At 68.5% G+C, this 12,603-nt stretch carries 10 protein-coding genes; 3 read left to right on the top strand and 7 right to left on the bottom strand.

Annotated elements, in window-relative coordinates; genetic code table 11:
- Nucleotides 1-81: 81 nt before the first annotated feature.
- From AC1MGR_RS08050 to AC1MGR_RS08030, 5 genes are all read right to left on the bottom strand, one after another.
- Nucleotides 82-309 carry a hypothetical protein gene (locus AC1MGR_RS08050; RefSeq protein ID WP_480234251.1) on the bottom strand — a complete coding sequence of 76 codons (228 nt, stop codon included), beginning with the start codon at nucleotides 307-309 and terminating at the stop codon, nucleotides 82-84.
- Between the two features lie 167 nt (nucleotides 310-476).
- Nucleotides 477-2,126: a TadG family pilus assembly protein gene (locus AC1MGR_RS08045; RefSeq protein WP_480234250.1), complete on the bottom strand. Its 1,650-nt coding sequence runs from the start codon at nucleotides 2,124-2,126 to the stop codon at nucleotides 477-479.
- A complete protein-coding gene (locus tag AC1MGR_RS08040; RefSeq protein WP_108034752.1) occupies nucleotides 2,123-2,569 on the bottom strand; it encodes a TadE/TadG family type IV pilus assembly protein in 447 nt (148 codons plus the stop codon). Before AC1MGR_RS08040 ends, AC1MGR_RS08045 begins: the two co-directional genes overlap by 4 nt.
- 420 nt (nucleotides 2,570-2,989) lie before the next feature.
- Nucleotides 2,990-4,780, bottom strand: coding sequence for an outer membrane protein assembly factor BamB family protein (locus tag AC1MGR_RS08035; protein ID WP_480234249.1), 1,791 nt, complete (start codon nucleotides 4,778-4,780; stop codon nucleotides 2,990-2,992).
- Nucleotides 4,781-4,845: 65 nt separating this feature from the next.
- Nucleotides 4,846-5,421: an ankyrin repeat domain-containing protein gene (locus tag AC1MGR_RS08030; protein ID WP_480234248.1), complete on the bottom strand. Its 576-nt coding sequence runs from the start codon at nucleotides 5,419-5,421 to the stop codon at nucleotides 4,846-4,848.
- A gap of 422 nt (nucleotides 5,422-5,843) precedes the next feature.
- Between AC1MGR_RS08030 and uvrB the strand changes: the two genes are divergently transcribed.
- The 3 genes from uvrB (at nucleotide 5,844) to AC1MGR_RS08015 (ending at nucleotide 9,931) form a co-directional block, all read left to right on the top strand.
- Nucleotides 5,844-8,678, top strand: coding sequence for an excinuclease ABC subunit UvrB (gene uvrB, locus AC1MGR_RS08025; RefSeq protein ID WP_108034536.1), 2,835 nt, complete (start codon nucleotides 5,844-5,846; stop codon nucleotides 8,676-8,678).
- A 103-nt stretch (nucleotides 8,679-8,781) separates the two neighbouring features.
- Nucleotides 8,782-9,165, top strand: coding sequence for a hypothetical protein (locus tag AC1MGR_RS08020; protein WP_480234247.1), 384 nt, complete (start codon nucleotides 8,782-8,784; stop codon nucleotides 9,163-9,165).
- Nucleotides 9,166-9,202: 37 nt separating this feature from the next.
- Nucleotides 9,203-9,931 carry a YidB family protein gene (locus AC1MGR_RS08015; RefSeq protein ID WP_480234246.1) on the top strand — a complete coding sequence of 243 codons (729 nt, stop codon included), beginning with the start codon at nucleotides 9,203-9,205 and terminating at the stop codon, nucleotides 9,929-9,931.
- 7 nt (nucleotides 9,932-9,938) lie between these two features.
- Here AC1MGR_RS08015 and AC1MGR_RS08010 read toward each other — a convergent pair whose 3' ends face one another.
- Both AC1MGR_RS08010 and mutM read right to left on the bottom strand, forming a co-directional pair.
- Nucleotides 9,939-11,342: a diguanylate cyclase domain-containing protein gene (locus tag AC1MGR_RS08010; RefSeq protein WP_480234245.1), complete on the bottom strand. Its 1,404-nt coding sequence runs from the start codon at nucleotides 11,340-11,342 to the stop codon at nucleotides 9,939-9,941.
- Between the two features lie 239 nt (nucleotides 11,343-11,581).
- Entirely contained in the window at nucleotides 11,582-12,481 is a 900-nt protein-coding gene (gene mutM / locus AC1MGR_RS08005) for a bifunctional DNA-formamidopyrimidine glycosylase/DNA-(apurinic or apyrimidinic site) lyase (protein WP_480234244.1), read from the bottom strand.
- Between the last annotated feature and the right edge of the window lie 122 nt (nucleotides 12,482-12,603).

Genomic DNA, 12,603 nt, shown 5'->3' with positions numbered 1-12,603 from the left:
AACCCGTCGGGCGACCGTCCGAACGTCGATCCGGCACCGCCTGTAACGCGCCGGTCCCTCTCGCGAGCGTCCGTGCCGTGTTCAGTCGATGGCGTGAGTGCCGGACAGCATCTCGTCCCGCATCTGGCGCAGGCAGTGGAGGTGGGACCGATAGCTCACAAAGGTTTCCTCCTTCTCGGCGATATCCTCCCGCATCTCCAACGCGTCGACGATGCGGCCGGCCTGCGCACTGAGGGCTCTCTCGGCGGCGACGATGTGTCTGTTCAGGCGCAGCAGGTGGTCGATCCACCGGGTATTCGTTGCAATCATTTCGCGCCCCCTTCGCGCCGTGGAATCAGTTCGGATTTCTGTCTTTCGATCAGGCAGGATGCCCCATCGGAGGACGGGATGCCCTGGTGCCTGCGGCCCGCAGCCGGTCCGGATGAGGCGCGGAGCCGTTCAGGCCGACAACCATTGCGGGGTAGAGTTGCCGACGATCACTGGACGAGCACGGCCTGGTCGCAGCGCGTGCCTTCCACGGTGAGGTCGGCGTAGCCGAGGCGGATGCCGAGAACCCGCAGCGTGTTGTCCAGGACCTTGTCCAGCGCCGGGGTCGCCGCCGAGAGAGCGGTCGCGACCGTACTCCTGACGACGCCCGGGGCGAGCACGCCGAGGCCATTGATCTGGAGGTCCAGGTCGCCGATCAGGCGGCCGGTGAGTGATTGCGCGTATCCACCCGAAGAGACCGTGCGGACGGTGCGGCGGGCGATGTCGTCGTCGCTGAAGATGACCGGCTGGGCGGCGGGACTTCCGAGCGTCAGGCGGCTGCGGCCCGCAACCGTGAGAGCGGGAGCGACACGGAGGAGAGTCGCCGGCTGATCGAGGTCCGGAATGCGGGCATCCGGATTGAGCAAAGCCTTCGGGATATCCGCGATCGCGAGGTCGACAAGGCCCGTCTGGGCGTCCACCACGACCTGTCTGCTTTGCCGGTCCGACCATGGGCAGGTCACCGACCGCAGCCGTCCCTGCGCCTTGGCGGCCTGCACGTAGAGCGGCAGTTGGAGGGTGCCGAGATTGAGCGGCAGCGTCAGGGTGCTTTCGATGAGGAGACGCGTCTGCGCCGTCGTCACGGTGGCCTTGGGGCTACCGGGCTGGACGTAGCCCGAGCTCTGGCGCTTCTCGCCGATCCCCAGCGTCACCTGGGTCCGCAACAGGCCCGGCACGCTCGCGCCGAGATCCGCGGAGACCTGGCGATCGCCGTTCGCCACCAGAAGCGCTGCCGAGAGGGTGTCCATCAGCCCGATCGATGGTCCCTTGACGCCCGTGCTCGGTGCGAGGTTCGCTGCATCGCCCAGGTCGATGATGCGCCCGATGCGCACGGACCCGCCTGCCCCGCGAACCACATTGTTCAACTGCCCGAGGGCGGCCGCCGCGACGCTGTTGCCCGCGCTCGTGGCCGCGACCGATTGGAGCGCCGAGAGCACCTGACCGACCGTGGCGTTCGCGGTGACGACGTCGTTGTAATTGTCGACCTTGAGATCGAGCGCCGGCTGGAGCGCGTCGAGCACCCGGAAGCCGTCGACCTGCGCCGCCGCGAGGGCTTCGTAGTCCATGGCGGACAGGTTGACCGGCTTCCCGAGCAGAGCCGTGAACAGGCCATTGATGACGCCGGCATCGAGACGCAGCAGCCCGGATCCGATGCTGAAGGACGCGAATCGCGCAGAAGCGGCAGTCCCGCGCACATCGATCTGGACATCGCGCTTGAAGCCGATTGCCGGGGCGAAGAAGGTCGGGGTTCGCGTCCGCAGGTCCACCCGGACGGCGCTGGGCGACACCGCGTTGGACACGAAGCGGTCCGCGACAGGCACCTTGGCATCGCCCACGTAGACGCCCGGCTGGACCTTGATCACCACATCGGCGCCGAAGCCGTTATCGGCCAGGGACTGCCGCGTCAGAAGGTCGGCCCGCTGCGGATCGGCGGCGGCCAGGGTCGCGGCGAGATCGACCGCCCCCTGTGCCTTGCGCCGGGCGACCACCATGGAACCGTAATCGACACCGATCGCCGTCACCGTCAGGAGTGTGGTGATGGCAAGCGCCGTGAAGACTGCGACGGCACCGCGCTCGTCCTGCCTGAAGCGCCCGATCATAACCCACCCCGGCGCACGCTCACCGTGCTCTGGATGAGGTCCGGCGGCAGGGGAATCAGGCCCGAGAAGCCCGAGAATCCCAGGGACTTCGCATCGAAGGTCAGGGTCACGGTGAACAGGGTGGTGTCCGTGGGGTTCGGGCCGACCGCTACCAGCAGGGTGCCGGGTTTGAACATGGCGCCCTCGGTGAGGGCATCCGCGACCCGTCGGCGCGCGAGGTCCGCCCGTTCCTGGTCGCTCACACCGGCGATCGAGGCGCGGGCCGCTTCCGAGGCGATATGCTTCAGGTTGTGCGATGCACCGAGATAGATTCCGAAGGCAACCATGCCGCCAAAAAGGGCGAGCAAGACTGGAACAATCAGAGCAAATTCTACCGCAGCATTTCCATTCCTTGATCCAAGAAACCACCTCAGTAGCAGAGTGTAATCGCCATCAAATTTCATCGTCGAGCCCCCGACTCGCGGTCCGTCCGCTTCGGACTTGCTGACGATCACATCCAGTTGATAACGGAATCTTTCCAGGACGAATTGGAAGCAAGTGAATTCATTTGGCGCGTGAAGGAATATTTATGGCCGGCCCGGGCCGGCACACGCTGTGAAACGCGAATACAACTTGGATTATAATCTTATCGTTTGCTAAATCGCGCTCAGGTTCGCGATCTGATTGTACTAGAAACCGAATGTCTGCGACATATTGTCAGGCTGTTGGCTTTGCGGGAACTAATGTGAGTCGGCGCCTGAACGCCCCTGCTCGCGGAGCGGCGCAGTGGTCCGGCTCGCTCCGCGGCGACATCCTTGAAACGGAACAGGCCCGTTGCCGACGCGACCCTTGGTTCGCCGCCGACCGGTCGCCGGTCGGCGGTGTCAGGGCCGCGGGGACATCGAATCCGGCAGCGCGAAGACCACCAGGGCGTCCCCGGTGCCGAAGCCGGAGCCCTTGGTGAAGGAGGCGCCGCCCGCCGCCACCGCGACGTACTGCTTGCCGTCGAGGGCGTAGGTGATCGGCGGTCCGCCGATGCCGGCGCCGCACTGGAAGCGCCACAGGATCGCGCCCGTCTCGGCATCGTGGGCATCGAGGTGGCCGTCCTCCTCGCCGGAGAAGACGAGGCCCGAGGCCGTGGCCAGCGTCCCGCCGGAGAGTCGGCTGCCGCCCTTCACCGTCCATTTGATCGCGCCGCCCCGGGCGAGGTCCACCGCCGTCAGGGTGCTGAAGCTCGGCTCGGCCTTGGCCTCGGTGGTCTCGGTGTAGCGGATCGCCGGTCGGTCGCCGGAGGCGGGCACGGTCTTGACCACGTAGGTGGTCGCCCCGTGCCGGACCTGCGCGAAGGCGGTGCCCCGGCGCGCATCGTAGGCCACCGGATGCCAGGAGATCGCTCCGAGCGGTCCGGGGCTTACCACGGTGCCGGCCTCGGTCGGCGGCGCGTAGAGGTTCTTCTGGGTGATGAGCGGCTCGGACTTCGCCAGGAGCGTCCCGGTGGTGCGGTCGTGGACGTAGAGCCAGCCGGTCTTCGAGCCCTGCGCCACGGCCTTCACCGGGCCCTGCGGCGTTGGCTGGTCGAGGAGGAAGGGCGGGCTCGCCACGTCGTAGCCCCACTCGTCGTGGGGCACCTGCTGGTAGTACCAGCGCAGCTGTCCGGTGCGGACGTCGAGGGCGACGAGGCTCATGGTGTAGAGGTTGTCGCCCGGGCGCGAGAGACCGAAATTCTGCGGCGCCGGGTTACCGGTGCCGACATAGATCAGCCCCAGTTCCCGGTCGTAGGCCGGCGTCATCCAAAGGGAGCCGCCCCCGACCCGCCAAGCCTCGGGATGTGCCGGGGCGGCGGCCTTCTCGGCGGCGATGTCCCGGTGCAGCGGCACGCCGTCGGGCGTGGTCGCGGAGAAATCGCCCTCCCATCCGTCGGCCTTGGTCACGTACCAGCGCCAGCGCTCGGCCCCCGTGGCGGCGTCGTAGGCGGCGAGCCAGCCGCGACGGCCGTAGCCGCCCTCGATGCCCACCACCGCGCCGCCGTCGAGGCCGCCCTTGGCGTCCTCGACGTGCAGTCCGTAGCCGGCGCCGGCCACGCCGACGATGACGAGGCCGTCGGCCACCAGGGGCGGCATCTTGAAACCGAGCCGGCTCGAGCCCTGGACCGTTCCGGCCCCGAGCTTGTCCGCCAGGGCCGAGGCGGTCTCGGACTCGCCCTCCTCCGGGCGCACCGCCTCGTGGTCCCACAGGACCTTCCCGGTGACGGCATCCAGGGCGATGAGCCGCCCGTCCATGGTCGCCTCGAAGACCTTGCCGCCGGAGACGGCGACGCCGCGGTTCGAGGGCGGCCCGAAGATCTTCTCCGTGCGCGCCTTGTGGGTGTAGGTCCACAGGACCCGTCCTGTGCGGGCGTCGAGGGCGGCGACGTGGTTCTGGGTGGTGGAGACGTAGAGCGTCCCGTCCACCATCACGGGTTCCGCCTGGAAGTAGCCGGTGATGCCGGTCTGGAAGATCCAGGCCGGCCGCAGGGCCTTCACGTTGCCCCGGTCGATCCCGGTGAGCGGCGAGAAGTGCTGATTGGTGTGGTCGCGCCCGAACATCGGCCAGTCGTCGGCCGCCCAGGCCACGGCGGGCAGGCTCGCGAGAAGGAGCGCGGCGACGCCGCGGCGAAACGTATTCGGCATGAGCATTCCTCACCTCGGTCGCCCCGTGGCCGGGCGATCCGCAGCAGACCTTCCGATGGGAACGTTCCGGATCAGCCCGTTGTGCCGGAGCGTTTGGCCCCGGCGAGCTGCGCGGGCGTATCGGCGGCGCCCATGGACTCGGCCAGGGCGGCGGCATCGAGCCCCGAGGCGTCCCGGACATCCGGATCGGCGCCATGGGCGAGGAGCAGCGCGACCATCTCGGTGCGGTTGAACATCGCCGCGGTCATCAGGGCCGTCCGGCTGCCCGTTCCCGTCCCGTCGACCTGTGCGCCCTGGGCGAGGAGCAGACCGGCGATGGCCATGTCGCCCTTGAACGCGGCCCCGGCAAGCGGCGTCTGGCCCCGGTCGTTCGCGAGTTCGGGGTCGCCGCCGGCCTCCAGGATCACCCGTGTCGCCTCGGCCTGCCCGTTATAGGCGGCGAGCATGAGCAGGCTGTCGCCCTTGTCGTTGCGCAGGTTCGCCGGCAGGCCCTGGCCGAACAACTCCGCAAGCTCCTCCGCATGCCCCATGCGGGCAAACTGGAAGACCCGGCCCACGAAGGCCAGGGTGTCGGCGTCGAGTTCGGGCTTCGGCGAAGTCTCGTTGTCCGGAGCGATCTCGTTCTTCGAAGTGGTGTCGGGGTCCATCGGTCTGTCCGGTTCGGGGCGCGATTCGGCGGCGGTCCTGCGCGAAACCTAGCTCCGCGGACGGGAGCGTCGAGGACGTCGCCCGTGAATTCTTACGCTCGGGCAGCCGTTCGACCCAGACGGTGTCGACGGTCTCGCGGATGGTTGCAATCCCGATGGTGCTGCTGGGTCGCCGAGCGAAGGCATTTCCGATCTGACTGCGCGCAAGCCGCGATAAATCGCCCCGTGCGCCGTTTCCAGGCTCGGCGGATCGTCGGACGCATGACGTCCGGCGACTGCGAACCCTTTTCCAAGAGGCCGCTAGAAACCATACTGGCACGATGCCAACTCCGAAGAAGCCACGCGCCGCGTCCGCCTCCGCTCCCGATGCGGAGGTTCCGACCACGAAGCTCGGGACAACCGAGCGTTCGGAAGGCAGGGGTGTGGGAAAGCCGGCCGGAGCGAAAGCATCCGGAACGAAGGCCTCCGCGCCGAGGACGCCGAACTCCAAGGCTTCGAAGCCGGAGCTCCAGCCCCTCGACGAGCACCTTGCGGCCCTCCTCAGCCCGGCCCTGAACCGGAACCGGCTTCCACCGATCGAACCGCCCGCTCAGGCGCGTCCCGGCCAGCCGAAGCCGGCGCGTGGGCGTGGCAAAGCACCCTCGGCGTCCGGCGAAGCACCCGCGGCGTCCCGCAAGGCGCCCGCGGCTCTAGCCAAGGCGCCTGCGGCTCGAGCCAAGGCGCCCGCAGCCGCGCCCGACAAGGCGTCGGGCATGGGCTTCGGTGAGGCCGGGCAGGCGACCTTCGCCCATGGCGAGGCCGCCGACGTCGATCCGCGTCTCGCCCAGGCCCTCGGTCTGCGTGCGCCGGAGGACGGTCCGGTCCCGGAAGGCATGGGGATGCCCGATCCGGCCGATGACGGCGAGACGTCGCTGGCGACCGACGGCGTCTCCGCCACGGTCGACGCGCTCTCGCGCCTGCTCACCGAAGGCAACCCGCTGTTCCGGGACGGCAAGACCTGGGTGCCGCACCGGCCGGACCGTCCGAAGAAGTCCGAGGGCGGGGTCGCCTTCACGCTGAAATCCGAGTTCGAGCCGGCCGGCGACCAGCCGCGCGCCATCGCCGAGCTGGTCGACGGCGTGCGCAAGGCCGAGCGCGATCAGGTGCTGCTGGGTGTCACCGGTTCCGGCAAGACCTTCACCATGGCCAAGATCATCGCCGAGACCCAGCGGCCGGCCCTGATCCTGGCGCCGAACAAGACGCTTGCGGCGCAGCTTTACGGCGAGTTCAAGAGCTTCTTCCCCGACAACGCGGTGGAGTATTTCGTCTCCTACTACGATTACTATCAGCCCGAGGCCTACGTGCCGCGCTCGGACACCTTCATCGAGAAGGAATCCTCGATCAACGAGCAGATCGACCGGATGCGCCACGCCGCCACCCGCGCCCTCTTGGAGCGCGACGACGTGATTCTCGTGGCCTCGGTCTCGTGCATCTACGGCATCGGTTCGGTGGAGACCTACACCGCCATGTCGTTCACGGTGTCGCTCGAGGAGAAGATCGAACAGCGCCAGCTCATCGCCGACCTCGTGGCGCTCCAGTACAAGCGTATCCAGTCGGATTTCGCCCGCGGCACCTTCCGGGTGCGCGGCGACGTCATCGAACTCTGGCCTGCCCACCTCGACGATCGCGGCTGGCGCATCGGCCTGTTCGGCGACGAGGTCGAATCGATCACCGAGTTCGATCCGCTCACCGGCAAGAAGATCAACGACCTGAAGTTCGTGAAGGTCTACGCCAATTCGCACTACGTCACGCCGCGTCCCACCCTCCAGCAGGCGGTGAAGGGCATCAAGACCGAGCTGAAGCAGCGGGTCGACGAGTTGACGAAGATGGGCCGCCTGATCGAGGCCCAGCGCATCGAGCAGCGCTGCACCTTCGACATCGAGATGATCGAGGCCACCGGCGCCTGCAACGGCATCGAGAACTATTCGCGCTATCTCACGGGCCGGAAGCCCGGCGAGCCGCCGCCGACCCTGTTCGAGTACCTGCCCGATAACGCCATCGTCTTCACCGACGAGAGCCACGTCACTGTTCCGCAGATCGGCGGCATGTACAAGGGCGACTTCCGCCGGAAGGCGACCCTGGCCGAGTACGGCTTCCGCCTGCCCTCCTGCCTCGACAACCGCCCGCTGCGGTTCGAGGAGTGGGACGCCATGCGCCCGCAATCGATCCACGTCTCGGCGACGCCCGCCAAGTGGGAGATGGAGCAGACCGGCGGCGTCTTCGCCGAGCAGGTCATCCGCCCGACGGGCCTCGTCGACCCGGTGATCGAGGTGCGCCCGGCTCGCTCCCAGGTGGACGACCTGCTGGGCGAGGTGCGCGAGGTGGCGCAGGCCGGCTACCGCACCCTGGTGACGACCCTGACCAAGCGCATGGCCGAGGACCTGACCGAGTACCTGCACGAGAACAGCGTCCGCGTGCGCTACATGCACTCCGACATCGATACCCTGGAGCGCATCGAGATCATCCGCGATCTGCGGCTCGGCGCCTTCGACGTGCTGATCGGCATCAACCTGCTGCGCGAGGGCCTCGACATCCCGGAATGTGCCCTCGTGGCCATTCTGGATGCCGACAAGGAGGGATTCCTGCGCTCGGAGACCTCCCTGGTTCAGACCATCGGCCGCGCGGCGCGTAACGCGGATGCCCGCTGCATCCTCTACGCCGATCAGGTCACCGGCTCGATGGAGCGGGCGATGGCCGAGACCGAACGCCGGCGGCAGAAGCAGCTCGCCTACAACGAAGAGCACGGCATCACGCCGCAGAGCGTGAAGCGCGGCATCGCCGACATCCTCGACAGCGTCTACGAGCGCGACCACGTCCAGGTGGATACCGGGCTCGCCAAGAACGCCGTCACCATCGGGCACAACCTCAAGGCGGTCATGGCTGACCTCGAGAAGCGGATGCGCACGGCAGCCGCCGATCTCGATTTCGAGGAGGCCGCGCGCCTGCGCGACGAGCTGAAGCGCCTGCAGGCAACGGAGCTGCTGGTGTCGGACGACCCGATGGCCCGCCAGGGCGACGTGGAGCGGGAGGCCGGCCGCTTCGGCGCCAAGCAGAGCCGCATCTCCAAGCCGACCCTCGACAACATGGGGCCGGGTACCGACCGCGAACTGCCGCTCGGTGCTCCGGTCTGGCAGGAGCGCCCCAAGGCGCGCTCGACCCAGGGGCTCGGCGGCCAGAAGCCGAAATACAAGGGCGGGGGCGGACGCAAGCGCGGCTGATCGACGGGGGCGTCGGCGGTTCGGCCGCCGGCGCGCCGGAACCCGGGGGCGGCGGGGGGCTTGGTTCGGGAACAGACGTCCCTTCCCACCCGGAGCTTGTCCCGTGATCCACACAGCCTCGCCCCGCTCCGGGGCTTGCCGCCCGGCCTTCCGGCCCCGTGCCGGCGGTGCGGTCACCGCCCTGTTCCTCTCGGGCCTCGCTCTCTCGGGGGCCACCGCCCTGCTCGTCGGGCCCGCGAGCGTGCGCCCGGCCTCTGCGCAGACGGTGGCCAATCCCAACGACCAGCCGACGCCCGGCACCCTGCCCGGCCGCGACGCCGCGGCGGGGGCCGCCGAGCGGCCGACCGGCCAGGTCGCGCCGCCGAAGGCGATCTCCGCCACCACCGACGTCACCGCGTCGGATGCGAAGCCCGGAGCACGGACGAACCCGCTGGACCACCTGCCGGCGAAGGACCGCGCGAGCACCGGCGGAACACGTCGCGACTAGGACGGACGTTTCAGCGCCAACATAGGGGAGAAGTGCAATGGGTCTGCTCGATCAAGTCATCGGCGGCGTGCTCGGTCAGGTGCTCGGCGGCGGACGCGAGCCCGAGCGGGGTGGCGGTCATGGAGGCGGCACGGGTGGAGGCGGCGGCATGCTCGGTGGGGCGATGTCGCCGATCGTCCAGGCCCTCCTGATGCTGCTGATGTCGAAGGGCGCGGGCGGCCTCGGCGACCTCCTGGGGGGCGGCCATCGTGGCGAGGCGCGTCCCCCGCGCGGCGACGACGGCGATCTCGGTGGCTTCGACCAGGATCACGGACCGGGACCGGGCTATGACCGCGAGGAGCGCGACCAGGCACCCTCCCTGCCCGGCCGGGAGGGCGACTTCAGCGACCTGTCCGGGATGCTCGACGGACCGGGCGACCGCGCCGCGGCTCAGGGCGACCGCAGTACCGGCGCGGGTCCCTACGCGCATCTCGATCACGAGGCGCAGGACGGTCGCAGCGGCCTCGACGGGCTGATCGACCGCTTCCAGCGCGGTGGCCTCGGTGACGTCATGGAATCCTGGATCGGCCACGGCGAGAATCGCCCGGTGGCGCCGGACCGTCTCGCCGACGCCCTCGGCTCGGATACGGTGAACACCCTTCAGCAGCGCACCGGCCTGAACCGCGACGACCTGCTCTCGCAGCTCGCCCAGGCCCTGCCGCAAGTCATCAACGGGCTGACACCGCAAGGCCGCCGGCCCTCCGGGGAGGATATCCGCGGCTGGTAGCCGAGGATCAGGTCGGGCCGAAGCGCATGCCGGGCTCGTAAAGCCGGAAGGTGTTGCGGCCGGAATCCTTGGCCCGGAACAGGGCGAGATCGGCGTTCCGGCACAGCAGGTCGGGATCGGTCCCGTCCTGTGGCGCCATCGCGACGCCGACGCTCACCCCGACGGTGACGCTGGTGCCGTCGAGATCGATCGGTTGAGACACGACCTCGATCAGGCGCTGGGCCAGGGTCCGGATGCTGCTTCCCACCACGGGGCCGGTCTGGATGATCATGAACTCGTCGCCGCCGATCCGCGCCACCGTATCCTCGGACCGGACCAGGGCCCGCAGACGGCTCGCGACGGTTCGCAGCAGGACGTCGCCGGCCTGGTGCCCGAGGGTGTCGTTGACGAACTTGAAGCGGTCGAGGTCGAGACACAGGACCGCGAAGCTGGCGCCGCGCCGCTGGCTCACCGCGAGTTCCTGGACGAGGCGCTCGCGGAACAGGGTCCGGTTGGCGAGATCCGTGAGGGCGTCGTGCCGCGCCATGTGCGCGATCTGGAATTCCGCCTCCTTGCGCGCGCTGATGTCGCGCGCCGCGGCCACGTAGCCGGTCGCCCGCTCGTTGTCGGCATCGTAGGTCAGGTTGAAATTGACCTCGACCCAGATCCAGTTGCCGTCCTTTCGGCGGTAGCGCTGGGTCGACACCGCCCGGGTGATCCGCTCCGCGCAGAGATCGGCCAGGAGCCGTCCATACCCCTCGGCATCGGCCGGATGGACCTGATCCATGGGCCTGGTGCCGATCAGTTCCTCGGCCTCGTATCCCAGGAGGGTGCGGGAGGCCGGCGAAACGTAGCGGCGCACGGTGTCGAGGGTGGCCCAGATCACCATGTCGGAGCTGTTCTCGGCGAGGAGGCGATAATGCGCCTCGCGCTCGCGCAGCTTCGCCTTCGCCCGGTGCAGGCTGAGCTGCGCCGCCACGATCGAGGCGAGATCCTGCAGCCGGGCCCGGTCCGCCGCTGCGAACTGACGCGGCACCTGATCGAGAACGCAGAGGATACCGACGCGCAAGCCCGCCTCGGCGACGAGGGGGGCGCCGGCGTAGAAGCGGACATGCGGCGGGTTGATCACGAGGGGGCTCTCGCGAAATCGCGGGTCGGCCCAGGCATCCTCCACGACGAACACGTCGTCCGATAGGATCGCATAATTGCAGAAGGCGCCCTCGCGCGCCGTCTCGTCGAGGTCGAGACCGCACTTGGCCATGAAGTGCTGGTGGTCAGCCGTGATCAGGGAGACGTAGGAGATCGGCATGCCGAACAGGGCCGCCGCCGTCCGGCAGATGGCGTCGAAGTGCGGTTCCGGTTCGGCCTGCAGGATATCAAGATCCTGCAACGCTCGCAGGCGTTCGGCTTCGTTGCTCGCTTTGGGGTACATGCGTGCCCTGGATTCCAACGGACCGGCGAACCCGAATTGACGGGCTCGGCCCTTTCGGCGGCCGTGCCCAGCCGATTGCATCGGGCTGAAAGCGCTCATCGTGTAGTTGGACGGATAGTCTTCCGAAGAACCGGAAGCCCATTCGCCGAACAACATGTTCGCAGCGATTTATCAAATGAGCTTTAACGGGCCGGAGCCGAGATTTTCGGAACGCAGGGGCTGCGCGTCATCGTCCCCCGTTATTTTGTGGGACGAATCTGGCAAGTCGCGCAAAAGAATGTCGAGCGCCCGGACTGGACGATCCGCTCAATCGTGCCAGTACATCCCCGCGCACCACAGCGATGACCGACTCGGTCATAAACCCGGAATGCATGCTGAAACGCGCCGCTGCCACCGTCGGTGTGAGCGTAATCGCGCAGGGTCGATCCGCCGGCTGCCACGGCCTCGGTCAGGACTTCGCCGATGACCTTGGCCAGCCGCCGGGCCTTCGGCGTCGGCGTCCCGTCCGATTTGGCGAGCTGGCCCGCCCGCATTTCCGGGTGGAGGCCCGCCCGGTGGAGCGCCTCGCAGACGTAGATGTTGCCCAGGCCGGCGATCAGTCGCTGATCCAGGAGGGCGGCCTTGAGCGGCGTGATCTTGTTGCGGAACAGGCGCGCGACGGCGTCCGCGTTCAAGGCTTCGCTCAGGGGCTCGATCCCCATGCCGGCGAAGTGCCGGCTTTCCGCAAGCGTGGGCGTGGGTACGAGGTCCATGAAGCCGAAGCGGCGGACGTCGTTGTAGGTCACGGTCGAGCCGTTCGACATCGCCATCACGACGTGGTCGTGCTTGGCGTTGCCCTGGGCGCCCTCCAGGTAGAAATCCCCGGGCGAGAGATTGCGCCCATCCGGCAGGGCCACGTCGAAGCGGCCGCTCATGCCGAGATGCATGATCAGCGACTCCCCGGAATCGAGGCCGGCGACGAGGTACTTCGCCCGACGGGCGAGGTCGGTGACGGTGCGGCCCTCCAGGCGCTCGGCGAAGCGGTCCGGGAACGGGAACCGCAGGTTCGGGCGCCGCAGGATCACGCGGCTGAAGCGCGATCCCACCAGGGCGGGGGCGAGGCCGAGCCGTACGGTTTCGACTTCCGGGAGTTCGGGCATGCGTGCGATCGGGATCTTCGGTGCGGCAACGCCGACGGGACACGTGCGGCGTCGCCGATGGGGACTGGGTTCGGATGGCAGATGGCGATTTCGGCCACGTTTCGCTATGAGCGTCCGCGAGA

The sequence above is a fragment of the Methylobacterium sp. BI1 genome (assembly GCF_056680125.1).
Note: the sequence above shows the minus strand (reverse complement) of the source record. Positions and strands in the feature narration are given on the sequence as shown.

What these genes read in the sequence shown, in the direction of transcription:
- mutM (WP_480234244.1), bottom strand. Translation starts at nt 12,481, where the DNA reads ATGCCCGAACTCCCGGAAGTCGAAACCGTACGGCTCGGCCTCGCCCCC.
- AC1MGR_RS08040 (WP_108034752.1), bottom strand. Translation starts at nt 2,569, where the DNA reads ATGAAATTTGATGGCGATTACACTCTGCTACTGAGGTGGTTTCTTGGA.
- AC1MGR_RS08050 (WP_480234251.1), bottom strand. Translation starts at nt 309, where the DNA reads ATGATTGCAACGAATACCCGGTGGATCGACCACCTGCTGCGCCTGAAC.
- AC1MGR_RS08010 (WP_480234245.1), bottom strand. Translation starts at nt 11,342, where the DNA reads ATGTACCCCAAAGCGAGCAACGAAGCCGAACGCCTGCGAGCGTTGCAG.
- AC1MGR_RS08015 (WP_480234246.1), top strand. Translation starts at nt 9,203, where the DNA reads ATGGGTCTGCTCGATCAAGTCATCGGCGGCGTGCTCGGTCAGGTGCTC.
- AC1MGR_RS08045 (WP_480234250.1), bottom strand. Translation starts at nt 2,126, where the DNA reads ATGATCGGGCGCTTCAGGCAGGACGAGCGCGGTGCCGTCGCAGTCTTC.
- AC1MGR_RS08035 (WP_480234249.1), bottom strand. Translation starts at nt 4,780, where the DNA reads ATGCTCATGCCGAATACGTTTCGCCGCGGCGTCGCCGCGCTCCTTCTC.
- AC1MGR_RS08030 (WP_480234248.1), bottom strand. Translation starts at nt 5,421, where the DNA reads ATGGACCCCGACACCACTTCGAAGAACGAGATCGCTCCGGACAACGAG.